This window comes from Halomonas sp. PAMB 3232 (assembly GCF_031954225.1).
Classification (GTDB): domain Bacteria; phylum Pseudomonadota; class Gammaproteobacteria; order Pseudomonadales; family Halomonadaceae; genus Vreelandella.
The window spans coordinates 343,927-368,927 of record NZ_CP134865.1 but is presented as its reverse complement, the minus strand read 5'-3'; the positions used below and the strand labels follow the sequence as shown (position 1 = coordinate 368,927).

Here is a 25,001-nt window from a genome sequence, read left to right as displayed (position 1 = left end):
AAGCCGTTCGAGCCATAAACTGATGTGAATGCCATCCGCCCACGACGTGAGTGGCTTCCACCCGCCAGTGCCCAGGGAGGGACCCTATGGACGAGGAAGAAAAATACACCAACGCCGAGGAACAGCTGCTCTATCTGCAGCAGCGCCTCGACGATGATGACACCGAAGCGCTAAGCGCGCTGTTTAACGAGCTCGACGCGTGGGACATTGCGCGGCTGCTCGAGTCCTTTCCTGCCAAAACCCGCAATCTGTTATGGGCCTATATTCCCGAGGCGCTGCTCGGTGAGGTGCTGGCGAGTGTTGATGAGGACATTCGCGCCGACTACGTGGAAGACCTGTCGGTCAGCGATATCGAAAATCTCGTCCGGGGGCTGGATGCCCAGGACGTGGCCGAGGTGCTCGAGGTCGCCGACGAAGACGTCAAGACGACCGTTTATGCCAGCCTGGATGACAACATTCGCGCCCAGGTAGAGAACCTGCATGCCTACGAAGAGGACGTCGTGGGCCGTTACATGGATCCGGAAACGGTGAATGTGAAGCAAGGGGTGTCGCTGGAGGCGGTGCAGCGCTATATCCGGATTCATCACCTGCTCGACGAGGAGTCGCAGCAGATCATGGTGACCGATAAGGATAAGCGACTGCTGGGGACGGTGACGCTGATCGATCTGATCAAGCAGCCCCAGGAAGCGATCGTCGATGAGTTCATGGATGACTTCTTCACCCTGAACGATCAGATGAAAATCAGCGACGCAGCGACGCTATTGCGCTCCAAGGAGCTTCCCTTCGCGCCGGTGTGCGACAGCGACGGTCTGCTGGTGGGTCAGCTCAACACCGCCGACGTGCTGGAAATCACCCAGGACGACGCGGACATGACGCTGAAACACATGTCCGGGGTCAGCGATGAGGAGGAGGTGTTCACCCCGATCGTGCGCAGTGCCAAAAGCCGCGGCATTTGGCTCGGCATCAACCTGATGACCGCCTTTTTGGCCGCCTTCGTCATCGGCCAGTTCGAGGCGGTGCTGGATCAGATCGTGGCGCTGGCGATTTTGATGCCGGTGGTTGCCAGTATGGGCGGTATTGCCGGCAGCCAAACGCTCACGGTGGTGATACGCGGCTTGGCGCTGGGTCAGCTGGCCGGGAACAACAAGCGCTGGCTCTATAACAAGGAATTATGGGTCGGCATGAGCAACGGCCTGGTCTGGGCGCTAGTGGTCGGTGCGATCTCGTATCTCTGGTTTGGCGAGGTGCTCATCACGCTGGTCATCACGCTGGCGATTTTCATTAACATGAGCCTGGCGAATCTCTCGGGCGTGCTGATCCCGCTCATTCTCAAGCGCCTGAGCATCGACCCAGCGCTTTCGGGTGCCGTCATTCTGACCACCGTGACCGACGTGGTGGGCTTTCTATCGTTTCTGGGCCTGGCGACGGTGATCATTCTTTAAGCGATCGCCGTTAATAAGGCGCTCAGGCCCTGCCACGTGCGGGTCTGATTCGATGTGAACAGGCCGCCTCGGCATGCGTTCCAAGCTGGAATAGGGGCCTGGAAGGCAGTACTGGCATACGAGGCGAGCCGATAGCATATTTATCGTTTTTCAATGGACGCGCGATCCTGGGGTCGCGCTCAACCGTCAAGGCTTTCATGCTCCCCGATTTTTCACTTCTCGCCTGGCTGCTCATCATTTTTTCGGTCTATCTGACCGGCGTTTCCAAGGGCGGATTTGCCGGCGGCTTTGGTACGCTGTCGGTGCCGCTGATGGCGCTCGTGATCAGCCCGACCCAGGCGGCGGGGCTCTTGCTGCCGCTGCTTCTGGTGATGGACGTGTTCGCGGTGAAAGCGTGGTGGGGCAAGCACGACATGGCGGAAGTGTGGCGCTTTCTGCCGGGGCTTTTCATCGGCGTGGCGGTAGGCACGCTGTTGTTCGGCAGTCTCAGCGATCAGGGCGTGCGGCTGGTGCTGGGGGGATTATCGCTGGTATTCGCGGTGTACATGCTGTTCAAGCCCGTCGCCAAAAAGCCCATTTCGACGCGCTGGGCGCTACCGGCGGCCAGCGTCTGCGGCTTCACAAGTTTCATCGCCCACGCCGGCGCACCCCCGCTCAACGTGTACCTTTTACCGCGCAAGCTTGCCAAGGAGACCTTTATCGCTACCTGCGCGGTGGCCTTCGCCATCGTCAACGCCATCAAACTGGGGCCTTACGTGTGGCTGGGGGAGGTCAACCTGACCAGTGCCTGGGCGTCGCTTTTACTGGTGCCCGTGGCGTGGATAGGCGTGCGTAGCGGACTCTGGCTGCAAAGTCGCGTCAACGACGTACTGTTCTATCGGCTGGTCATCATCGCCATGCTGTTGGTGGGCGCCAATCTGATCGGTCAGGCGCTTGGAGCTTTCTAAATAAGTTTATTCGTTGCTTGGCTCAGGCGCCCAGCCACCGCCGGGCAAACGTATCGCCATCAAGCGGCTCGCCCAGCCAGTCCCCCTGCCCCTGGTGACACCCCATCTCGGTGAGTAGCCGTGCCTGGGCCTCACTTTCGATCCCTTCAGCCAGCGGCTTGATCCCCAGGGTTTTGGCGATATCGATGATGGTTTGGGTGATGGCCCGGTCCTGCGGATTATCGACGATATGACGCACGAACGAGATGTCGATCTTGAGCACGTCCGCGGCAAAGCGGCGCAGGTAGGAGAGCGAGGAGTAGCCGGTGCCGAAATCGTCGATGGCAATGGTATAGCCCGCCTCGCGCAGCGCTTGCGTTGTCAAAACGGCCTGATCCGGGCTGCGCATGACGGCACTTTCCGTCAGCTCCAGACCCAGCGCTTGCGGCGCAACGCCCTGGGTCAATCGCTTAACTTTCTCCAACAGCTGCGGGTTGGCGAACTGCTGAGCGGAGACGTTGACCGACAGGCGCCCCGTCAGCGGTGTGCCCGCACTCGCCCAGGCTTTTAGCTGGGTGGCGGCCTGAGCCAGCACCCACTCACCCAGCAGATTGATCAGCCCACGCTCTTCGGCCAGCGCGATGAATTCGCAAGGATTGATAAAGCCCCACTGGACGTCGTGCCAGCGGCACAGCGCTTCTGCCCCGGCCAGCTCGCCGCTCACAAGATCCAGCTGCGGCTGAAAATAAAGCTCCAGCGTTTGCTCGCTGATGGCCAGCCGTAGCCGCTCGGTGAGTTCCTGGCGGCGCTGGATATCGACACGCAGCGCCGGCTGATAGCGACAGCGCGTCTGGGCCGTGCGCTTGGCGTGGTGCAGCGCCAGGGTGGCGGCATTGAAAAGATCGTCAGGCGCCTCGACCGTGTCGGGGTAATGCGCCAGGCCGATATTGACCCCGATCGACAGCGTTAGGTGATCAAGGCATACGGGCTGACACACCGCGTTTTCCAGCTGCAGGGCGGTCGCGTCGAGCGCCTTGCCCTTCGCTTTATCAAAAAGCACCGCAAACTCATTACTCGATAGTCGCGCGATGAACGCTCCAGACGGCGCGGCCGCCTGAAGCCGCCTTGCGACGGCGATCAATAGCTCATCGCCCACCGCGTGACCGTGAAGATCGTTAATCTCACGAAAATCCTTGATATCCAGCAGCACGAGCGATAGGGCATGAACGCGCGCGGCGAAGGCGGCCAAACGCTCCATGAACCTGGCCCGATTGGGTAGGCCCGTAGTGGTATCGATATAGGCCAGATACTCGATGCGACGATGATCGCGCTGACGCTCGAGCTCCGCGGCGGCACCGTTGGAGAGAATTCGCAGCACCGAGGTGGCAAAAGCGTTGGCGCTGAGCGGCGTCTGGTAAAACACCATCATGACACCGATCGCCTCGCCCGCGGCGTTATCGAGCCGCCGCCCGATCCAGGCCTTGGCACAGAGCTCGACCGCTGGCAGCGCCATGGCGCCGCTGTCCTGAACGACCGCCTCCTGGTCGCGCACGACCCGCTCGCAGGGCGAACCGCGAAGACCAAAGGCGTGCGCCGGTAGCGAAATACCTCGCACGACCAGACTTTCCGTGGTGATCCTCGCCCGGCCAATGTGCTCGTCAAGCGCCTGGGCATCAAGCGTTCTAAGGCTCAGCGGCTTATCGATCAGCGCAATGAAGCCGCCATCCGCCTCCAGCAGCGTAATGAGCGTGGCGATCAGTTGCTGGCAATAGTGCCCGTTCACCCGTGAGGTGACCGACGAGGCGACCTGGACGACCGTATTTTGTACGCGCTCGAATTCGTGCTGCTCGGTAATATCGCAAATGAAGCCTTCCAGACAAACGGTCGCGCCCTGGATATCGAATACGCCCTGGCCCTGCTCCCATACCCAGCGGTAGCAGCCATCTCGATGGCGAAGCCGGTACACGAGCCGGTAGGGGTTACGCGCCTTGAGCGCGTTATAAAGCTCGGTAAATACCCGCTCGCGATCCTCGTCATGAATCAAATGGCCCAGCGTGACGCTCTGACCCGCTTTTAGCGCCTCGATCGAATAGCCAGTCAATGCCCGAGCGCCCAGGCTTACGAGCTGCAGGTCACGGCGGCGATTGTCGAGGCAGCGGTAAGCCATGCCCGGCAGATGGTTAAGCAGCGTGTTCAAACGCCGCTCGCTTTCCCGGGAGAGCCGCTCGCTTTTTTTCAACGCGAGCGCGGTTTTCTGACGCTCGAGCTCCGTCCCCAGCTGGGCCGCGGCGATCATCAGTATGTCGTTTTCGAACGCCCCCCAGGTAATTGCGCGGTTCGCCAGTACTGCCACGAACCCGAGCAGCGCGCTGTTTGAGCCAAACACGGGAAAGCCGACATAGCTTTGCGCGTTGAGCGACGTCAACAGCTCGTCCCGGGGGAAAAGCGTCTGCACCTTTTCCAGATAGTGGCAGGGGGCATGCTCACTGATGGTCTCGCAGGGCGTGCCCTCGAGCGAGTAGGTGAAGTGACTGCTGGATTGTCCCTGTGACCAGAAGGCAAGGGCCTGGGCGCTACGCGCGCCCACATATTCGGCGATCAGCACATGATCCATGTGTAAAAGCTGCGCCAGCTTTTCTGCCATTAAAAGATAAAACCGCCTGGCGTCTTCGCGCCCAAATCCTTTCGCCAGTGGACGAAAAGTCTCTGCCGTCTCATCCTTTTTTTGCATGAGCAAACCCGCCTTTGGAATTAGCGTAGTCGAAACAACGTTTTTACCGTTCAGCCCTGATGATTTCCACTCTATAAATAGGCACTTCACGCACATTGAAAAGGCGTACGAGGCGACGGGAAGCGACTAAAAGTATATGCTTTGGTCAACGAATCATGATAACCGTTTATTGCGCTGAGGCAGTGCGTATGGAGAAAGAATGAAGAGCCACTCGGCGCCGAATCAGTCGCTTTATCAATCCTTGACCGACAAGCTGCCCCGTTTTCTAAGCCGATCACTACGGCAGACCGCCTCGCTCCCGTCGCTTCCGGCCGTGGTGATGCAGGTGCTGGAAATCGCGCGCGCGCCCAATGCCTCGCTCAAGGAGTATGCCGGGGTGATCGAACACGATCCGGCCCTGACGGCGCGCCTGATCGCCGTGGCGAACACCGCGCACCACGTGCGCTCGCCCAACCCCGCCATCACGAGTCTCGAGGCGACGCAGCGGCTGGGCACCGACGCCACGCTTGCCACCGTTTTGAGCTTTGCGCTGTTCAAGGATGAGCAGACCAGCGACATCGCTCTGCCGACCTGGCAGCGAGCGATCGCCTCGGCAGCGATCGCGAGCCAACTTGCACAAAAGTGCTGCCCTGAGCGCCTGGGGCAGGTGTTCACCGCAGCGCTTTTACAGGATATCGGCATTCTGGCACTTCAACTGGCCTACCCCGAAGAGGCAGCGACGCTTTACACCCAGCGTGATCTGTCCCACATGGAATTGGCCAAGGAGGAGCGTCAGCGATTTGGCTGTGATCATACGCTCATCGGTGCCTGGCTTGCGGCCAAGTGGGGGCTTCCAGAGAGCCTGGTTCAGATGATCGACGAAAGCCATGACACTGTTTTCACCGACGACCCGGTGGCGCTGTGCGTGCGCTTTTCCGGGCCGCTGGCAGATGCCTGGCTGTCGCCCAACGCGCCTCAATCCTTCTCCACGCTGCTGTTTGAGCTCTCCTCGGCGCAGTCGGAGCACGTCGCCCTGCTTGAATCGCTTTTTCATCGCATGCATCAGCAAATTGAGCTTTTAAGCGACCTTCTCAAACTGGCGGTACCGCTGCCCATCGACAGTCAGGCCGTGCTGAGCGAGGCCAAGCAGCTACTGTTTCAGCACGCACTGGCCATCAGCGCTCGGCTCGAAGCGCAGCAGCAGCGTTTTCACAAGCTCGAGCAGCAGCATGACGCCCTGCTCGAGCATAGCCGCCTTGATCCTCTGACCCAGCTGGCCAATCGCGCCTGGCTCGAAGAGCAGCTCAAGGAGCGCTTTGCAAAGTGCCGTCAAAAAAAGCGCACCATGTCGGTCGTATTCATCGATCTTGACCATTTCAAGACGCTCAACGACCGCTACGGCCACCGGGTCGGCGATGAGGTGCTGCAGTGCTTTGGCAAGGCGCTTTTGGCGCTGGTGGATGCCTCCGATGTGGCGGGGCGCTACGGTGGTGAAGAGTTCTTGATCATCATGCCCGATGAAACGGCGCAGAGCGCGCTGCGCCTCGCTCAGCGCATCATGACGCTGCTGGAAAAAGAGGCCATGGCCTACCACGATACCAAGCCGCTTTACATCACCGTGTCCATCGGCATCGCCTGCCTGTCAGACGGCGTATTCGAAAGCGAACACGAGCTCATCGCCGCCGCCGATCAAAGCATGTACTACATCAAGCGCTCGGGGCGCAGCGGCGTGTCGATCTACGGCCAGTGATCAAGGCTTACGCTGACTACCCCGTCATGACACGAGGCAAGTAGAGCGCGATCGCGGGAAACAGATGCATCAGCGCGATGGCCAGCAGCATCAGCAGGAAAAACGGCAGCGTTGCGCGTGTGATCGTGAGAATATCCTTGCCCGTCAGGCTCTGGATCACGAATAGATTGAAGCCTACCGGCGGGGTGATCTGCGACATTTCCACCACGATCACCAGATAGATACCAAACCAGATCAAATCGAACCCGGCTGCGCTGATGACCGGCATGATGATCGATGTCACCAGCAGAATCAGCGAGATCCCGTCCAGAAAGCACCCCATCACCAGCAGTAAAAGCGTCAATGCGACCAGTAGCTGCGTCGGTGAGAGGCCCATATCGCCGATCGCCTGTGCCAGGCGCATGGGGACTTGAGTAAACCCCATCGCCGAGGTCAAGAACGAGGCGCCAGCGATGATGAAGGCGATCATGCACGCCGTACGCACCGCGGCGAACAGCGAATCGGCAAAGATTCGGCGATCGAAATGGCCGTTGATGCGCGCGATGACGATCGAAAGCGTCACGCCCACCGCCGCCGCCTCCGTGGGTGAGGCAAGACCTGCGTAGATCGAGGCGATGATGCCGCCGATCAGCAGTAGAATCGGCATCAGCGCCAGGGTGTTGCGTAGCTTTTGGGAAAGCGGCATATCGGCTTCATCGGCGCCGGTCAACCCGTCCCTGCGCCCCTTGATCAGCGCCCAGAGCACCAGATAGCTCATGAACAGCGCCAGAATCATCAGCCCCGGCCCGATGCCGGCCATGAAGAGCCGCGAAATCGACTGCTCCGTCACGACCCCGTAGACAATCAACACGATGGAAGGCGGAATCAATAGTCCCAGCGTCGAGGCACTGGCGAGTGTGCCGATCGCCATGTGGCTATCGTAGCCGCGCCGTTCGAGTTCCGGCAGCGTCATCTTGCCAACGGTCGCGCAGGTCGCCGCCGAGGAGCCGCAGACGGCGGCGAACAGGCCGCTGCCGATGATGTTGGTATGCAAAAGGCGCCCGGGCAGCCGGTTCAGCCAGGGCGAGAGGCCGCGAAACATGTTGTCGGCAAGCCCGGAGCGAAAGAGGATTTCCCCCATCCAGATGAACATCGGAAGCGCAGTCAAATCCCAGCCGTAACTGGCGCCCCAGAAATCCGAGGCCAGTATCGGGTTAGGGTCGAAGGGGCTGAAAAACGCCAGCGCGATCCAGGCCGTTCCCATGAGCGCAAAGGCCACCCAAACGCCGCTTCCCAGCAGCGCAAAGAGCGTGACCAGCGTTATCAGGCTGAGTAATAGCACGAGCGCGTCTCCCACTCTGTATCGTTCTCGATCATGCGTGCTCGTCGCCTTGAACCTGCCTGGTAGGGTCGTGACAAATGCCAAGCCATGGTCAGTGCATCTCGCTGTCGTCAGTGGCCGTCGCCTCGCGAAAGCTTGCCGGGTCACGTACGCCGATGTGCACGGCCATGAGCAGCGCCTCCAGAAGCGCCAGGCACAGAAGTGCTACGCCCAGAATCAGCACGCTTTGGGGTATCCACAGTGGCAGCGACAAAAAGCCCGACGAGACATCGTTGTACTGAAGGCTTTCACGGGCGAGGCTCACCAGCCCGTAACACAGCATCACGCTGATGATCAGCGCCACGAGCAGCCCAAACACCTCAAACCATACGCGCAGCCGTGAAGGCAGCCGGGCAATCACCAGCGTCACGCGAATGTGTGCGTGGTGGGTGAAGGTGTAGGCCAGCCCTAGAAACGTGGCCCCCACCAGCAGATACGCCGCCATCTCGGAAACGCCGGTAATACTGATGCCGAGCCGGCTCTGCCCAACCAGCACCAGCAGCGCATCCAGCAGGCGAAACAGCACCTGAAAGGTGATCAGCGTGCAGATCGCGATCATGCACGCCGCCGCCCCCCAGGCGCCAAGCCGGTAAAGCCTATCGAGTTTGAACACCATCGTAGCGCCTCGTAAAAACGCCGACGCCGGGCACCGGCGTAAAGCTCATGCCTGGCTCGTCGGTTGAGCGACCCGTTCGCTTTCAACGGGTTTGTTCTCGACCGATTTATTCGCGACCGACCTGTTCACGACCGACCTGTTCACGATAGTCGCTCAGCGCCTGCTCGGCCTCGTCATCCGCCCGTGAGCGCCAATCTTCGAACAGTGCGTCGCCCGCGCGCTGCAGCGCCGCCGAGACCTCTTCATTGGGCGTTGAAACCGCGATGCCGTTCTCCTCGAGCGCTTCGAGGCTCATTTGGTTGTCTTCACGGCTTGCCTCCCAGCCCCGCTCTTCGGCCCGGGCCGCCGCGTCCATCAGTGCGCTTTGCGTCTCTTCGTCCAGGCGGTCGAAGCTTCGCTGGCTGATAAACACGATATTTTTCGGCAGCCACAGGTTGGCGTCGGTGTAGTCCGAGACGTAGTCCCAGGCCGTCATGGCGTTGCCCGTCGAACTCGAGGTGATCATCGCATCCACTCGGCCGGTGCTGAAGGCAGTGGGAATGTCCGACTCCTCGGTTTCGGTGGGGCTGCCGCCCAGATTGCTGACGAAGCGCTGGGTATTGATGTTCGGTGCGCGCACCCTGAGTCCTTCGAACTGCGCCGGGTCGGTCAACGGCTCGCTGGTGTAAATCCCCTGAGACGGCCAGGCAACGGCATAGAGCGGAATCAGGCCCTCCTCGGCAAAGAGCTCGGTGATCATCGGCCTGGTTGCCTGCCAAAGCGCAAAGGCCTCATCGTAGCTGCCGGCCACACCGGGCAGCGTATCCACTTCAAAAATCGGGTTATCGTTGGAGAGCACCGACAGGAAAACTTCGCCGGCATCGATGGTGCCGCGACGCACCGACGGTTTGATCTCGCCGTGGGCCACCAGCGAACCGCCGCTGTGAACGGTGATTGTCAGCTCACCGTCGGTTGTTTCGGCGACATCCTTGGCAAACTGTTTGGTGTTTTGGGTATGGAAGCTGGCATCGCCGTAAGGCGTCGCCATGGTCCACTGCGCCGCCTGTACACTCGAGGCGAAGGCGCAAGCAGATATCAGCAGCAGCGATTGGGTGGCACGAATACGCATGGAGAGTTCCTCTGGTTCCCTATCGGGTCGTTGTTTTTGAAGCAGACACTCGAATGTGAATGCGCTATCGATGCAACATCAAGGCCAAACAGCACTGCCGTCTGGCAGCTCGCTTGCATCGCGCCATAAAACGCACCAAAGGGTTCGAAAACCCTCGTCAAAATCCTCGTCGATCCCATGGCGGCGAATATCGCGGCTCAAACGGGCAGCCCGGTTTTCTCAGTGTAGGCGCTAATATCGTGCGTTATTTCAACGCTTCGCACCGCTGGCCAGCATTGCCCGGCGTTTCAATACGATAGCATTCGCAGAAAAATGGCTGGCAATCAAAAAAGCCTCTCCCCTATATTGGAAAGACGTCCAAAACGGCATTCACTGCCTTCAACACCGCGACAGGAGACATCATGGCCCTCCCCCTGCTCAACTGCGACATGGGCGAAAGTTTCGGCAACTGGCGCCTGGGGCTGGACGCCGAGGTGATGCCTTTCGTGGACTGCGCCAACATCGCCTGCGGCTACCACGCTTCTGATCCCCACGTGATGCGCCGCACCGTGGCGCTGGCCGCCGAGCATGGCGTGCGCATTGGCGCGCATCCGGGCTATCCGGACCTGATGGGATTCGGGCGGCGCTCCATGGCCTGCTCGCCCGCCGAGGTCGAGGACATGATTCTCTACCAGGCAGGGGCGCTAGCCGGCATCTGCCGCGCCGAAGGTGCCGAGCTTGCCTATATCAAACCCCATGGCGCGATGTACAACGACATGGCCGCCAACCTCGCGCTTCTCGAAGGCGCGCTTCGCGCCGCGAAAGCCTTCGACGCGACGCTCCCGTTCATGGTGATGTCCACCGCCGATACCCGGGGTCAGCGCGAGCTCGCCGAACGAATGGGCGTGACACTCTGGTTCGAAACGTTTGCCGACCGCGCCTACGAGGCCAACGGCCATCTCGCCTCGCGCCGTCTGGAAGGCGCCGTGCATCACGACCGCGCGACCATCGTCGCTCAGGCCACGGCGCTTGCCAGGGGTGAGCCCTTGACCGCCCGCGACGGCACCTCGCTCACGCTTGCCTGCGATACGCTCTGCGTACACGGTGACAACCCGGAATCCGTGGCCGCGGTGCGGGCCATTCGCGAGGCCTTCAACGCGTTGGAGTCGGTGTGAGGCCGCGTCTTGAAACCGCCGCCATGGACGCCATCACCGTGCGTCTTTTCGAGACCATCGATGAAGACAACATGGCGTGGATCATGGCGGCGGATAGCGCTCTGCGCCAGGCAATGGGCGGCGCTCTGATCGACCTCACGCCCTCCTACACGACGCTGCTGGTTCACTACGACTGCCGACGGCTGTCATTTGCCGACGCGCGCAAGGCCATCGAAAAGGCGCTGACCGATCTGGCACCGGCGGAGTCCCAAAACGGCACGCTTCACGAGATCCCGGTCTGGTACGACGAAAGCGTCGGCCCGGAACTTCCCCTCGTGGCGCAGCGCGCCGGGCTAGAGGTGGACGCGCTCATCGAGCGTCACTGCGCTCATGACTACTGCGTTTTTGCGCTGGGCTTCGCGCCGGGCTACGGCTTCATGGGGCTGGTGGACAAAGCGCTCGCCACACCGCGGCTGAAGACCCCGCGTCAGCGGGTAGCGGCGGGCAGTGTCGGCATCGCCGAGCGCCAAACCGCTATTTACCCGCTACGCTCCCCCGGCGGCTGGAACATACTGGGCCGCACCGCGGTGCCGCTGTTCGAGTACGCCAAAAAGGGCGAGCCGCTTTTACGCCCCGGCGACAAGGTGCGCTTCAAGGCCATCACACGCGCCGAGTTCGAAGCCGCCGGCGGCGACAGCACCCCGCTGGAGGAGCGTCCGTGAGCAACAACGCGAACCACCAGGGCGTGATCGTACGCCAGGCAGGGCCGCTCGCGCTGATACAGGATACCGGACGCTTCGGCGTCAGCCACCTGGGCGTGACCCAGGGCGGTGCCGCCGACTGGATCTCCTATCGCTGGGCCAACTGGCTGCTCGGCAACGCCCCGGACAGCGCCGCGCTCGAAATCGTGCTGGGGGGCAACCTGACGCTCGAGGCCGAAAAAGAGGTGACGCTGGCGCTCGTCGGTGCTGACCTGGACGCGCGCCTCGACGCCGCGCCGCTCGCGCCCAACGCCTGCTTTCAGCTTCGCGCCGGCCAGCGCTTGGTCTTTCGTCAGCCAAAAACCGGACTACGCGCCTATCTCGCCTTTCCCGGCGGGCTCGATGCCCCCGAGATTCTCGGCAGCCGCGCCTGTACCGTGCGCGAACAGATGGGCGGGCTCCTGGATGACGGTAAACCCTTGAAAACGGGCGACCGATTGACCTGGCACGGCGCCGGGGTCGCCTCGCGCGCACTGCCCTCGAAGGCAGTGCTGCCGGTGAATACCCCCGGGCCGCTTTCCCTGGTGCTCGGCGCTCAGGCCTCGCACTTCGCTGGCCAAAGCCTCTTTCACACCTTTAACCAGCGCTGGACCGTGGATGATCGCGCCGACCGCATGGGCATCCGCCTGACCGGCACGCCGCTTTTGAGCGGACCTTCCGGTATCGTTTCCGAAGGCATTCCGCTGGGCGCGATCCAGGTGCCTCCGGACGGCCAGCCGATCGTGCTGATGAACGACCGCCAGACCATCGGGGGCTATCCGCGCATCGGCGCGCTCACCCCCAGCGCCTGCGCGCGCCTGGCCCAGTGCCTGCCCGGCACCGAGGTACGGCTTCGACCAATCACTGCCACTCAAGCGCAGATGATTCACCGGCGCCAGCTCGGCGTTTGGGACTAACCCCGGGTGAACCGTTCACGTTAAGTTAAAGCGGCGCGCTTATGCTGTTGCCCTTCATGGATGTAAAGGATTTCGCGACATGGTCGTCAAGTACGCCGTTTTACCCCTGGTCGCACTGCTAACCGTGAGCACGTCGAGCGCCAGCGCCGAGAACCCGCTTCGCATCGAAAGGCTTCAGCCCTGTGGCGAGCGCTTCAGCCAGCCGACACAAACGTTTTGTCTGGTGGCCAGCGGGCTTGAAGACGATGACGTTCAGCTCATGCTGAGCGGTTCACCCCTTGTGCCCTCTCGCATCGAGCGTCAAGGGCAAAGGCTTCGCGTCACGGTTGACGGCGAGACACAAAGCGCCCCGCTGTGGCTCGAACAGCGCCAACGTCAAAGCAACCCGGTCTGGCTGAGCCTTCAGGGGAGTCACGTGATCGCCGCCACCGACGACGAAGTCGCCGAGAACATGGACGGTGTCACAAGCTACGTCGATCTGATCAGCCTGATCATCGAAGAGGAGTACGACGGCCTGGAGGAGGCGCAGCGACTGGCCGAGAAGTACGGCGCCGAGGTCGTCGGCCAGATCCCGCCGCTCAACACCTACCAGCTGCGCCTGCCCGTAGAGGACCTGGTTGCCCGCGACGCGCTGGTGCTCAGGCTCGGCAGCGAGCTCAGCGTGGATGCCGTGGTGGTGGAAGAGTCGAACGCCGAAGAGAGTACTGAAGACGGTATCGAGCAGGACGCCAGCCCCCCGCCCGAGGCTCACGACCAGGAGTGGGCGGCGAACCGTTTTCTGGACGCGGTGAACTTTTATCAGCGGCGCCTGAATCCGGATCACGACGATATCGACACCCACCCCGTGCGTATCGGCGTCATCGAGCGCAACGTCGATTTCGATACCCCGGACTTCGCCGACTACCTGGGCGACTGCCGCCAGAGCGCAACGCGCACCTGCGTTTACGCCACCGACGCCGCCGAACCCGACGGCCACGGCACCACGGTGGCGGGCATTCTGGCCGCCGCCTGGAACGAGGGCGGCAACAGCGGTTTTTTACGCGGGCTCGACAGCGTCGGCCCCGGCTTCGATGTCATCGTCGACCGCGGTTCAGATGCCGGCATCACCGCCAACGTGGCCGCCTCGGTCAACCTGGTGGAGGACGGCGCCCGCCTCCTCAACTGGAGCTTTGGCATTCACCGCGTGGGGACCGTCGATATCAACGGTGACGAGGTCGACTCGCTGGTGCGCTCCGGCATCGCCATGGACGGCTATGAGGAGCTTCTGGAGGAGTTCTTCTTGTGGCTACGCCGCGATCACCCGGACGTGGTCGTGGTGAACTCGGCGGGTAACGCCTCGTCGTTCTCCGGGCGCGACGACTACCGCCTGCCCTCCTCCTTCGTCACCGACCAGCTGTTCGTGGTCGGCGGTCACGAGCGAAGCGGCGAAGAGGTCGCCATCGAGGACGTCCGCTACGCGATCAAGCGCGACGCCTCGAACATCGACATGCGTGTGGATATCACCGCCGCCGCCTGCGTGCGCGCTTCCACGTCCCGCGAAGGCGAGCAGGGTGAGCCGCACTGCGGCACCTCTTACTCCACACCGCTGGTGACGGGCCTGCTGGCAGCCATGATGTCGATCGACCCGACCCTGACGCCAGCGCAGCTGCGAATCCTGTTACGCCGCAGCGCCCTGCCGATCGGCGAGGAGTTCGATTTCGAACCCACCGACGCCGACGATCTAACCGCCCCGATCCTGCCCTCCGAGCGCGCCCATGATCTCAACCACCCGGATATCGGCCTGTCCGCCCGGCTCGATATGTACAAGGCGCTGGATCTGACGGTGCAGAGCTTGGAGCGGGCGCGTTAGGACCGCTCGGCTTCATTGCGCATACCGAAAGTTGTTATTAACAATAATGTAAAGTTCTTACCCCTTGACGACACAAAGTCTTGAATGTCGCCCTTTTACTCAAGGTTTCGCCCGGTACGCCGTTAACAAGAAGTGCAAAAACACCAATAACGTGCGTCTCTTCGGTTGCGCTGGCTGGCTCGGCGGCGCACGACTCTTCTTCTACTGGGGCTATCAATGAGCAAGTTGTCTCGTTTGTCGTTAACGCAAAAGCTGCTTTTCGCGGTCGCGTTACCCTTGCTGGCCGTGGCGCTCGTGCTGGGCGTGGTGGTCAATTTTCAGCTTAATCAGGCGATACCGTCGCTGATCAACAATACTGCCGCTCGTCAGGTAGACGCGCGTGCCGACGAGATAGGTCGCTGGATCAATGGGCTGCGAAGCTGGAATGCAACGCTTGCTCAGGATGAGCGGCTGGCCGAAGACGTTCCACTCTCTTCCCATCTCGAGTGGCTTGCCAAACGCTATCCCGACAATGGCGCTATCGAGTCACTGTTTTTTGCCAACGCTCAGGGGGATACGCTGACTCACGCCGGCGTGCGCCTGGATATTTCCGAACGGGGTTATTTTCGCGAGCTGGTCGTCGACGGCACCGCGGATACGCTGCTGGCAGATCCGGTGGTTTCCATGGTGAGCGGACTACCCACCGCGCTGATCGTCGATACCGTGTTCGATGATAGCGGCAACCGCATCGGCCTTTTGGGTATTACCGTGGCCATGTCCGCCGTTTCCGATATCACGACGAACATCAATGTCGGCGAAGGCAGCTACGGCTGGATGATCGATAGCCAAGGCCAGGTCATTGCCCACCCGGAAGAGTCATATCGCCTGGCACTCAACTACACCGAAGGCGATCAGACCCACGGCTATGAAGGGCTGAGTGCCTTGAGTGCGCAAATGCTTGATGGCACGCCAGGTGCCGGCGAGATCACCATGCCAAACGGTGAGCACAAGCGACTGATGTGGAACCCCGTCGACGGCACGTCCTGGGTCGTGGGTACGACCATCCCCATGACGGTGTTCACCTCGGTGACCCACGGGCTTTTGCTTTCGCTACTGATTGTCGGGCTGGTGCTCTTCGGGCTCTTGCTGGTCGTGGTGGCGCTGGCTGCACGCCGCGCGCTGGCGCCCATCAAACATACCGCCAGCGCCATGGCGGATATCGCCCAGGGCAAGGGTGACTTGACGCGCCGGCTGGAGGTCAAAACGCAGGATGAAGTGGGTGATCTGGCGAAGGGCTTCAACGCCTTCGTCGAGCGCATGCAGGGCACGTTGCTGGAAGTGCGTAATAACGCGCAGACGGTGCTGATCGGCGCCGGCGACATCGCCGATGGCACCCGGGAGCTTTCGTCGCGGACCGAGCAGGCGGCGGCCAATTTGCAGGAAACTTCCGCGTCGATGGAGGAAATTCATTCGACGGTCGCGCATACCTCGCAAGCGTCCGAGCAGGCCAATGGCCTCGCCTTCGAAGCCGCCGGCGCCTCCCAGCGCGGTAACGAGTCGATGCGCCAGATGCAGACCAAGATGCAGGCGATCAACGAATCCTCACACAAGATCAGCGACATCATCGGCCTGATCGACTCGATCGCCTTCCAGACCAATATCCTGGCGCTCAACGCCTCGGTCGAGGCGGCGCGCGCCGGCGAGCAGGGTCGCGGCTTCGCCGTCGTCGCCAACGAGGTGCGCACCCTGGCCAGCCGTTCGGCCACCGCCGCTCAGGATATCCGCGCGCTGATCGACGTCTCGGTCAGCCACACCCAGGAAGGCAACCAGATCGTCGATGCGGTCGCCCAGCAGATGGGCGCGATCCACAAGAGCATCACTCAGGTCACGGACGTGATGGGCGAAATCGCCGCTAGTGCGCGCGAGCAGACCTCGGGGATCGATCAGGTCAACACCGCGGTAGCAGAGATGGACACCATGACCCAGCAAAACGCCAGCATGGTCAGCCAGAACGCCTCGCTCGCCGCGCATATGCGCGAAAACGCCGAGCGCCTGGACCGGCTGATGAGCGAGTTCGTGCTGGGCAACGAGTCGCCTTCGTTCGCCTCTGCGCTCTCCTCTACCGGACGCGCTTCAGCAGGGCCTTCTGCGTCTCAGGGCACCTCCGCGCTGCCCTCGCCGGCCAAGCCCGTCGCGTCGCGCAAATCACAGCCGGAAGTGGCGGAGTGGGAAGAGTTCTAACGCCTCGGACCGACGTCACGTTTACCCTTGAAGGGCTGTCCGTCAACAGCGGCCCATAAAAAAACCCGCGATCCTGGATCGCGGGTTTTTCGCTCCGGCCCGGTGAACTCAGTCCACCAGCGGCAACAGCGTATTCAGGCTTTCCCGCGCATCGCCGTAGAACATGCGACTGTTCTCCTTGTAGAACAGCGGGTTCTCGATGCCGGAGTAGCCGGTGCCCTGGCCGCGCTTGGAGATGAACACCTGCTTGGCCTCCCAGACCTTCAACACCGGCATGCCGGCGATCGGGCTGTTCGGGTCTTCCTGCGCCGCCGGGTTGACGATGTCGTTGGAGCCGATGACGATCACCACGTCCGTCGAGGCGAAATCGTCGTTGATTTCGTCCATTTCCAGCACGATGTCGTAGGGCACTTTCGCCTCTGCCAGCAGCACGTTCATGTGTCCCGGCAGGCGGCCGGCGACCGGATGGATGGCAAAGCGCACCTCCTTGCCGGCGGCGCGCAGCTTGCGCACCAGGTCGCTCACCGCGCTTTGCGCCTGGGCGACCGCCATGCCGTAGCCCGGCACGATGATGACGCTATCGGCATCGTTCAAGGCGCTGGCCACGCCGCCGGCGTCGATCGCCACCTGCTCGCCCTCGATCTCCGCCGCCGGGCCCTGGCTGCCACCGAAGCCGCCGAGGATAACGTTGACGAAGTTGCGGTTCATCGCCTTGCACATGATGTAGGAGAGAATCGCGCCCGACGACCCCACCAGCGCGCCGGTCACGATCAGCAGGTCGTTGGAGAGCGTGAAGCCGATCGCCGCCGCCGCCCAGCCGGAGTAGCTGTTGAGCATCGATACCACCACCGGCATGTCGGCGCCGCCGATGCCCATGATCAGGTGGTAGCCGATGAAGAACGCCAGGCCCGCCAGTACCAACAGCGTCCAGAAGCCGGCGCCGTTGAGATACAAAATGGCCAGCAGCAGCGAGAGCACCGCCGCACCCGCGTTGAGCAGATGCCCGCCGGGCAGCTGGCGCGGCTTACCATCGACCTTGCCGGCGAGCTTGCCGAAGGCGATTACGGAGCCGGTAAAGGTCACGGCGCCGATGAAGATACCCAGCACCACCTCGACCTGCAAGAACGTCAGCTCGTCCGGCGCCTTGGTGGCGACCAGCGCGGCGAACGCCGAAAACTCCTGCATCACGCCGTCGGCAGCGCGCGCCGCCAGCACCCGGCGACGCTCGAGATCCGCGCTCCAGGCGACGAACACCGCCGCCAGGCCCACGAAGCTGTGCAGCGCCGCCACCAGCTGGGGCATCTCGGTCATCTCGACCTTGCGCGCCAGATAGGCACCGATCGCCGCGCCGATCGCGATCATCGGAATCAGCCAGCCATAGCCGCCGATACCGGGGCCAAAGGCGGTGAACAGCACTGCCACCGCCATGCCGACGATGCCGTACCAGACGGCGCGCTTGGCTTTTTCCTGATTACTCAACCCGCCCAGCGAGAGGATGAACAACACACTCGCCGCGATCGCCGCGGCGGATACGAACCCTTGACTCAGCATACCGTTTCTCCGCCGCTCAGGATTTCTGGAACATGGCGAGCATCCGGCGTGTCACCAGAAAGCCCCCCACGATGTTGATGGTCGCGATCAGCACCGAGATCGCCGCCATGAGCGTGACGATCGCGCTACCGGAGCCGATCTGTAGCACCGCCCCCAAAATGATGATGCCGGAAATCGCGTTGGTCACCGCCATCAGGGGCGTGTGCAGCGAGTGGCTCACTTTCCAGATCACCTGGAAGCCGATGAAGCACGCCAGCACGAAGACGATAAAGTGCTGCATGAACGAGGCCGGTGCGACCTGGCCGAGCAGCAGCATCAGTGCCCCGCCCACGGCCAGAAGGGTGACCTGGCGTTTGGTCTGGGATTTGAAGGCGGCGGTCTCTAGAGCCTTCTTCTCCTCGGCAGTGGGCTCTTTCTCCTTTGGCTTGGGCTTGGACGCGCCGATCGCTTTCACCTTCGGCGGCGGCGGCGGGAAGGTGACGTCATTCTGGTGCGTGACCGTAGCCCCGCGAATGACGTCGTCCTCCATGTTGTGATCGATCACGCCGTCCTTTTCAGGCGTCAGGTCGGTCAGCATGTGGCGAATGTTGGTGGCGTACAAAAGCGATGACTGTGTGGCCATGCGCGAGGGAAAATCGGTGTAGCCGACCACGATCACGCCGTTATCAGACACCACCCGCTCATCGGGCTTCGTCAGATCGCAGTTGCCGCCCTTCTCGGCGGCGAGATCGATGACTACCGAGCCCGGCTTCATGGCCGCGACCATGTCCTCGAGCCAGAGCTTCGGCGCAGGCCTGCCGGGAATCAGCGCGGTGGTGATGACGATGTCGACATCGGATGCCTGCTCGCGGAAGCACTCGAGCTGCTTCTCGCGAAATTCCGGGCTCGAGGGCGCGGCGTAGCCGCCGCTTTCCGAACCGTCCTGGGCGTTGTCGAAGTCGAGAAACAGAAACTCCGCCCCCATCGATTCGATCTGCTCGGAGACTTCCGGGCGCACGTCAAAGGCGCGTACCACGGCACCGAGACTGGTCGCAGTGCCGATGGCGGCAAGACCGGCCACGCCCGCGCCGATCACCAGCACCTTCGCCGGCGGCACCTTGCCCGCGGCGGTCACCTGGCCTGTGAAGAAGCGCCCGAAGTTGTTGCCCGCCTCGATCACCGCGCGGTAGCCCGCGATGTTGGCCATCGACGAGAGCGCGTCCATCTTCTGGGCCCGCGAGATGCGCGGCACCATGTCCATGGCGATGACCGTCGCGCCCTTGGCGCGGCACTTCTCGAGCATCGCCTCGTTCTGGGCCGGCCAGAAGAAGGAAATCAACGTCTGGCCCTCGCGCAGGCGCTCGGCCTCCTCATCAGAAGGCTCGCGCACCTTGATCACGACCTCGGCGGCCTCGAAAATCGCCTGGGCGGTGTCGACCACCGTCACCCCGGCGTCGCGGTAAACCTGATCGTCGAAGCCTGCGGCCACACCGGCCCCGGTCTCGATCAGGCACTCGTGGCCCAGCTTTTGAATCTGCCCCGCGCTCTCCGGGGTGAGGGCGACCCGCGCCTCGCCCCGGCTGCTCTCTTTTAGTGCGCCTATTTTCACTCGTCGTCTCCCCTGAATGAGAAAGCCCCGCCGCGCCTACTCGCCAAACGTCGGCGCGGCATCGAAACGCGGCCCGGTACAGAGCCGCCTCTTGTTGTCCAGCAAGTGTTATCTACCCAGGCACCGGTAATTTCAAAACCACCCGCAATCTCAAAACCAGCCACTATGTAGTAATATTACGTTCATCACTATTCGCATTTCGGCTAAGACGCTTAAACCGTCGTCCTGTCACCCATCGATCTATCACCCATAGCCCTATCACCCATAGCCCTATCACCCATAGCCCTATCACCTATAGCCCTATCGCCCGCTGCCTTGGGCGCTTCTCGCAAAGTATAAGGACTGCGGGTTAGCGTCTTTTGGTCAGTACGTCGTTCACCGCGTCTAAAAACGCCACCCGGGACGGCTCGTGGGGCGTGGTCAAAAGGCTCCCACCGACGAACAACAGCGTTGCGACGGCGATGCCCCAGATACCCGCCGGTAGCCCCCAAAGCGCGTTGCCGGTCGCGTACATCGTGAGAACGAACGCGCTGGTGCCCAGAATGCTTAAAAGCGCGCCGAATGCCGTACCGCGCTGCCAGAAAAACGCGCCAATGATCGCCGGCACCACGGCGACCAGCCCCGACGAGGCAGCCACAGAGAGCACCGCGATCAAATCGAGCTGAAGCTCGGCAAAGCCCAGCGCCAATAGCGCGATCACCGGGACGACGAATTTGCCGACCAGCAGCTGGCGCTTTTCGCTCACATCACTTTTTACGTGCGCATACACGTCCCGCGAGAGCATCGAGGCCAGCGTCAGCATGATGGAGTCGATGGTAGAGACCGCCGCCGCCAGAATACCGACCATGACGATCACGCCCAGAAGCGGCGGAATGAAGTCGGAGCCCAAAAGCGTGGGGGTGGCGAGATCCGCTCGCTCGAGCCCTGGAAAGGCCGTCAGCGCGGAAAAGCCCCACAGGATGGACACCAGGGTATAAACGAAGCCAAACACCATGAAGCCGATCAGCATCTGGCGCATGGCCGAAAGCGACGCCGGCATGAACAGCCGCTGGCTCACTTGAGGGTTGGAGAGACTAAAGAAAAACCACGGGATACTCAGCCCCAGAAACGTGGTCAGGCTGAAAAGTCCGGAACCGGGGACGGTCAAGGCGTCAGGGTGTTCGCGGGCGAGGGTATCGAACAGCTCGACAAAACCGCCCAGCGCCTGAATGACCAACAGCGCGACCAGCGTCGAGGCGACGATCATCACCAGCGCCTGCAGCGAATCGGTCCACATGACCGAGCGAATCCCCGCCACGTAAGCGAACAGAATCGCGATCGCGGTGGCCAGCAACACCCCGGTGGTAAAACCGATCGCCCCGTTGGTCATGCCCTCCAGCAGATACCCCACCCCCGCGAGCTGCACCGCGCAGTAGGGAATCAAAAAGATACAGCTGGCGATCGACATCGACAGCGCCACGGCCTTGCTGTGATAGCGAAAACCGAGCATTTCGCTGGGCGTGACGAAGCCGAACGCGCGGCCGACCGCCCAGAAGCGCGGCCCGAAAATCGCCACCAGCGACACCCCGGCGAAGTAGATGATCTCGAAACCGAGCGCGCCCACGCCGCCGGCGTAGGTCAGCCCGGCAAGCCCTACCATCATGAAGGCGCTGTAGGTCGTCGCGCTGTAGCTCAGCGCCGAGACGAAGCCGTTCATCTGCCGGTTGCCCAAAAAGAAGCCCGACATGCTCTCCACGCCCTTCTGGCGGGAGAGAAAGGCGATCATCACCGATACCGCAAGATAAGCGACAATGGCCATCCAGATCATCGATTCAGTCACGATCGTGCTCCTTGAACCCCTTGGTAATGAACACGTTCAGCGCAATCACGACGACGCCCGCCACGCTCCAAAAAAGAAAGCTGCCGTACCAGGCCGCCACGTTTGAAAGCAGGGTATAGGGTACCAGGCAGCACAGCACTACCAGCATCGCGATAGCCCCTATCCACTTGTCCCGCGCCATAGGTCACCTCGTTGTGTTGTTTTTAAGTCCAGCGAGCAAGCATACACGCCAGGTCGCCGTAAACGCTTCCCTGATACTCAGGTAAACGCCGAAACCCCATAACATAATGCAAAATTTCGCCATTTTAATTAAATGCGAACATTTTTATTAAAGTCGTCGCCTCGTGAGTCGTTATTACAACGGGTGCCGTAGCCCTGGGCAAGCTTCTCCGCTCGACCGATTCGCCAGCGTACGAGGTCGTGTTGTGCCCCGGTCGTAAAACGATGCCGTAAAACGATTCGTGACAACCACGCCGTCAAATAATGTCGTAAAAACCGAGGCCATCAATGCGCAAGCTTTCTCACCTGTCGTTGACCCAAAAGCTGCTGTTCGCCGTGGCGCTGCCGCTATGCGGGGTGGCTATCGTGCTGGGCATCATCGTTCAAGCCCAGTTGAGCCGGGCCATTCCATCGCTGATCGACAACACGGCCATGCGTCAGGTGGACGCCCGGGCCGACGAAGTCAGCCAGTGGCTGAACGGCTATCGCAAATGGCTGAACGTACTCGCCCAGGACGAGCGCTTGAGCCGGGGCGCACCGCTGGAGAGACATGTGGACTGGCTTGCCAAACGCTATCAAACCGACGGCACGATCGAGTCCCTGTTCGTTTCTGACGCGCAGGGCAATACCATCAACCAGGAAGGGATGGTGCTCAATATCGCCGAGCGCCCCTATTTCCAGGCGCTGATGACCGATGCCACGGCGGATCGCATGCTGCTCGACCCCTTCGTCTCCAAGGCAACCAACGAGCCCGCCGCGCTCATGGTGGAAACACTCTTTAACGAGCAGGGCCAGCGCGTGGGGATCATCGGCATCGCCCTATCGCTCGATACCCTCTCGAGCGTGACCACCGATATCGATGTCGGAAAAGGCAGCTACGGCTGGCTCATCGACAGCCAGGGCCGCGTGATTGCACACCCCAACGCGGATTACCGGCTCACACTCAACTACGCCGATGGCGATGAAACCCACGATTACGAAGGGTTGAGCGCGCTCAGCGGCGATATTCTCAGCGGCCAGCCGGGCACCGGCGAGATCGTCATGCCCAGCGGCGAGCGCAAAACGCTGATCTGGAGCCCGGTCGATGAGACGTCCTGGGTGGTCGGCACCACGGTGCCGATGTCGGTCTTTACCGGCGTCACCCACCAGCTTTTGATGTCGCTGTTGATCGCAGGCGTCGTGCTGTTCGGCCTGCTGCTGATCGTGGTGGCGTTCGCCGCGCGCCGCGCGCTCGCCCCCATCAAGCACACCGCACGGGCCATGAAGGATATCGCCCAGGGCAAGGGCGATTTGACCCGCCGCTTGAGCGTCGACACCCAGGATGAAGTGGGCGATCTGGCCCAGGGTTTCAACGCCTTCGCCGAGCGCATGCAGGCCACGCTTTCAGAAGTACGCCACAACGCCCAGACGGTGCTGAGCACCGCCGTGGATATGGCCGATAGCACCCAGGAGCTTTCCACGCGCACCGACCAGGCGGCCGCCAATCTTCAGGAGACCTCGGCCTCGATGGAGCAAATTCATTCGACGGTCGCCCATACCTCCCAGGCCTCCGAACAGGCCAGCGGACTCGCCGTGGAGGCGGCCAGTGCGTCCCAGCGGGGCACCGAGTCGATGGCGCGCATGGAAGAGAAGATGGCCTCCATCAGCGAGTCCTCGACGAAAATCAGCGACATTATCGGACTGATCGATTCCATCGCCTTTCAAACCAACATTCTGGCGCTCAACGCCTCGGTAGAAGCCGCTCGCGCCGGTGAACAGGGCCGCGGGTTCGCGGTGGTGGCCAACGAGGTTCGCACCCTGGCCAGCCGCTCGGCCAGCGCGGCTCAGGAGATTCGCACACTGATCGACGTCTCGGTCGATCACGCCCAGCAGGGTAACGATATCGTCCGCCACGCCGCCCAGCAGATGCGCGAGATTCACCGCAGCATCACCCAGGTCTCCGACGTGGTCGGCGAAATCACCGCGGGCGCTCGCGAGCAGACAGCAGGCATCGAGCAGGTGAATACGGCAGTAGCGGAAATGGACACCATGACCCAGCAAAACGCCGCCATGGTCAGCCAGAGCGCCTCGCTTGCAGCAGGCATGCGTGAAAATGCCGAGCAGCTGGATCGGTTGATGGGTGAGTTCATTCTCGATCACACCACCCACGTCGCAACCCGGCACCCGGCCAAACCCTCTTCATCGATACCACCTCAAACACCGGCAGCGCCCAAAGCGCTTGCCAAACCCTCGGTGGCCGAACCGGAGTGGGAAGCGTTTTAATATCGCTCTCCTGGTAAAAGAGAGCACCTGAGACAACCGGGGCCGCACTGGCTGCCCCGGTCACATGACGTCAAGAGGTGATGAACAAGTCGGTATCAGTAATGCGGGATACCGTAAGGCTAGTGAACGTATCGACGCAAATGGGCCTATTCACCCCGGGTATTTCAACGCTACCCTTGATCTTCATCTGGTACTTTAATGCTAGAAGCGGATTAACTATTTCATATCGATCAATGGCAGCCCTCTGCACAGTGGCTCTGCTCGGTCCGATAGCGAGTATGCCATGGCCCGTAACCGTTACCTGAAAGGATTTACGCTGTTGGAGCTTTTAGTGGCGCTGGCTCTCATGGGGATTCTGCTGGGCGTCGGATTTCCCAACTTCCTGCGCATGATCGAGATCAACCGTGTCGTGAGCGCCACCAACGAGTTCAAGACCGCCATGAATTACGCACGAAGCGAGGCGGTTCGCCGCAATCAAAGCGTGACGCTTACGCCCTTGCCCGAAGGATGGAGTGCAGGTTGGCAGGTCGCGTCCGGAAGCCAAGCGCTACGCTACTGGCCGCAGTCCACCCGGGGGCTTGAGATTCAAGTTCTCGATGCGGCCAAAAAGCCCATTTCGGGGGGGCTGGCGTTCAACAGCCTGGGGCGCTTGCAACGAAGCCGCCCCGAGACCGTCTGGATATCGATCTGGCTGGGTGAGCAAGCCGATGGAAAAGGCCGCTGTATCCGTCTTGAACCCAGCGGCCTTTCGCGCGTACAGGACACCCCCAGGGCGTGCACGACCTGATGCG

At 61.7% G+C, this 25,001-nt stretch carries 18 protein-coding genes; 10 read left to right on the top strand and 8 right to left on the bottom strand.

What is annotated here, in order from left to right:
* Window positions 1-86 precede the first annotated feature (86 nt).
* Together mgtE and RN346_RS01675 are read left to right on the top strand one after the other, a co-directional pair.
* Complete coding sequence (gene mgtE, locus RN346_RS01680; protein WP_263585335.1) at window positions 87-1,442, top strand: magnesium transporter; 1,356 nt, start codon at window positions 87-89, stop codon at window positions 1,440-1,442.
* 197 nt (window positions 1,443-1,639) lie between these two features.
* Entirely contained in the window at window positions 1,640-2,389 is a 750-nt protein-coding gene (locus RN346_RS01675; protein ID WP_263585336.1) for a sulfite exporter TauE/SafE family protein, read from the top strand.
* Window positions 2,390-2,411: 22 nt separating this feature from the next.
* Here RN346_RS01675 and RN346_RS01670 read toward each other — a convergent pair whose 3' ends face one another.
* Entirely contained in the window at window positions 2,412-5,012 is a 2,601-nt protein-coding gene (locus RN346_RS01670; protein WP_311961942.1) for an EAL domain-containing protein, read from the bottom strand.
* A 286-nt stretch (window positions 5,013-5,298) separates the two neighbouring features.
* On the opposite strand from RN346_RS01670, the gene RN346_RS01665 reads away from it, so the two are divergent.
* The gene (locus RN346_RS01665) at window positions 5,299-6,828 is read left to right on the top strand and encodes a diguanylate cyclase (RefSeq protein WP_311961941.1); all 1,530 of its coding nucleotides are present in this window, start codon (window positions 5,299-5,301) and stop codon (window positions 6,826-6,828) included.
* Between the two features lie 16 nt (window positions 6,829-6,844).
* Here RN346_RS01665 and RN346_RS01660 read toward each other — a convergent pair whose 3' ends face one another.
* The 3 genes from RN346_RS01660 to RN346_RS01650 form a co-directional block, all read right to left on the bottom strand.
* The gene (locus RN346_RS01660) at window positions 6,845-8,149 is read right to left on the bottom strand and encodes a TRAP transporter large permease subunit (RefSeq protein ID WP_311961940.1); all 1,305 of its coding nucleotides are present in this window, start codon (window positions 8,147-8,149) and stop codon (window positions 6,845-6,847) included.
* A gap of 91 nt (window positions 8,150-8,240) precedes the next feature.
* The gene (locus tag RN346_RS01655) at window positions 8,241-8,804 is read right to left on the bottom strand and encodes a TRAP transporter small permease (RefSeq protein WP_263585340.1); all 564 of its coding nucleotides are present in this window, start codon (window positions 8,802-8,804) and stop codon (window positions 8,241-8,243) included.
* A gap of 106 nt (window positions 8,805-8,910) precedes the next feature.
* The gene (locus RN346_RS01650; protein ID WP_311961939.1) at window positions 8,911-9,912 is read right to left on the bottom strand and encodes a TRAP transporter substrate-binding protein; all 1,002 of its coding nucleotides are present in this window, start codon (window positions 9,910-9,912) and stop codon (window positions 8,911-8,913) included.
* Window positions 9,913-10,313: 401 nt separating this feature from the next.
* Between RN346_RS01650 and RN346_RS01645 the strand changes: the two genes are divergently transcribed.
* The 5 genes from RN346_RS01645 to RN346_RS01625 all read left to right on the top strand — a co-directional run bounded on the left by RN346_RS01645 (window position 10,314) and on the right by RN346_RS01625 (window position 16,771).
* Complete coding sequence (locus tag RN346_RS01645; protein ID WP_263585342.1) at window positions 10,314-11,066, top strand: 5-oxoprolinase subunit PxpA; 753 nt, start codon at window positions 10,314-10,316, stop codon at window positions 11,064-11,066.
* Window positions 11,063-11,767 (top strand): allophanate hydrolase subunit 1, encoded by a 705-nt coding sequence (locus RN346_RS01640; protein ID WP_311961938.1) that lies wholly within the window; start codon window positions 11,063-11,065, stop codon window positions 11,765-11,767. The genes RN346_RS01645 and RN346_RS01640 overlap by 4 nt, the downstream gene beginning before the upstream one ends.
* Complete coding sequence (locus RN346_RS01635) at window positions 11,764-12,702, top strand: biotin-dependent carboxyltransferase family protein (protein WP_311961937.1); 939 nt, start codon at window positions 11,764-11,766, stop codon at window positions 12,700-12,702. Before RN346_RS01640 ends, RN346_RS01635 begins: the two co-directional genes overlap by 4 nt.
* 79 nt (window positions 12,703-12,781) lie before the next feature.
* Window positions 12,782-14,551 carry a S8/S53 family peptidase gene (locus tag RN346_RS01630; protein ID WP_311961936.1) on the top strand — a complete coding sequence of 590 codons (1,770 nt, stop codon included), beginning with the start codon at window positions 12,782-12,784 and terminating at the stop codon, window positions 14,549-14,551.
* Between the two features lie 216 nt (window positions 14,552-14,767).
* The gene (locus RN346_RS01625) at window positions 14,768-16,771 is read left to right on the top strand and encodes a methyl-accepting chemotaxis protein (RefSeq protein ID WP_311961935.1); all 2,004 of its coding nucleotides are present in this window, start codon (window positions 14,768-14,770) and stop codon (window positions 16,769-16,771) included.
* Between the two features lie 108 nt (window positions 16,772-16,879).
* Here RN346_RS01625 and RN346_RS01620 read toward each other — a convergent pair whose 3' ends face one another.
* The 4 genes from RN346_RS01620 to RN346_RS01605 all read right to left on the bottom strand — a co-directional run bounded on the left by RN346_RS01620 (window position 16,880) and on the right by RN346_RS01605 (window position 21,910).
* The gene (locus RN346_RS01620) at window positions 16,880-18,322 is read right to left on the bottom strand and encodes an NAD(P)(+) transhydrogenase (Re/Si-specific) subunit beta (RefSeq protein WP_311959613.1); all 1,443 of its coding nucleotides are present in this window, start codon (window positions 18,320-18,322) and stop codon (window positions 16,880-16,882) included.
* Window positions 18,323-18,338: 16 nt separating this feature from the next.
* Entirely contained in the window at window positions 18,339-19,910 is a 1,572-nt protein-coding gene (locus RN346_RS01615; protein WP_311961934.1) for a Re/Si-specific NAD(P)(+) transhydrogenase subunit alpha, read from the bottom strand.
* Between the two features lie 349 nt (window positions 19,911-20,259).
* Window positions 20,260-21,729: a sodium:solute symporter family protein gene (locus RN346_RS01610; protein WP_311961933.1), complete on the bottom strand. Its 1,470-nt coding sequence runs from the start codon at window positions 21,727-21,729 to the stop codon at window positions 20,260-20,262.
* Window positions 21,722-21,910, bottom strand: a complete 189-nt coding sequence (locus tag RN346_RS01605; RefSeq protein WP_263585363.1) for a hypothetical protein — start codon at window positions 21,908-21,910, stop codon at window positions 21,722-21,724. Before RN346_RS01605 ends, RN346_RS01610 begins: the two co-directional genes overlap by 8 nt.
* Before the next feature lie 326 nt (window positions 21,911-22,236).
* Here RN346_RS01605 and RN346_RS01600 point away from each other — a divergent pair, with 326 nt between their 5' ends.
* Together RN346_RS01600 and RN346_RS01595 are read left to right on the top strand one after the other, a co-directional pair.
* The gene (locus tag RN346_RS01600; protein WP_311961932.1) at window positions 22,237-24,210 is read left to right on the top strand and encodes a methyl-accepting chemotaxis protein; all 1,974 of its coding nucleotides are present in this window, start codon (window positions 22,237-22,239) and stop codon (window positions 24,208-24,210) included.
* 283 nt (window positions 24,211-24,493) lie between these two features.
* Window positions 24,494-24,997, top strand: coding sequence for a GspH/FimT family pseudopilin (locus RN346_RS01595; RefSeq protein ID WP_263585365.1), 504 nt, complete (start codon window positions 24,494-24,496; stop codon window positions 24,995-24,997).
* Window positions 24,998-25,001: the final 4 nt, after the last annotated feature.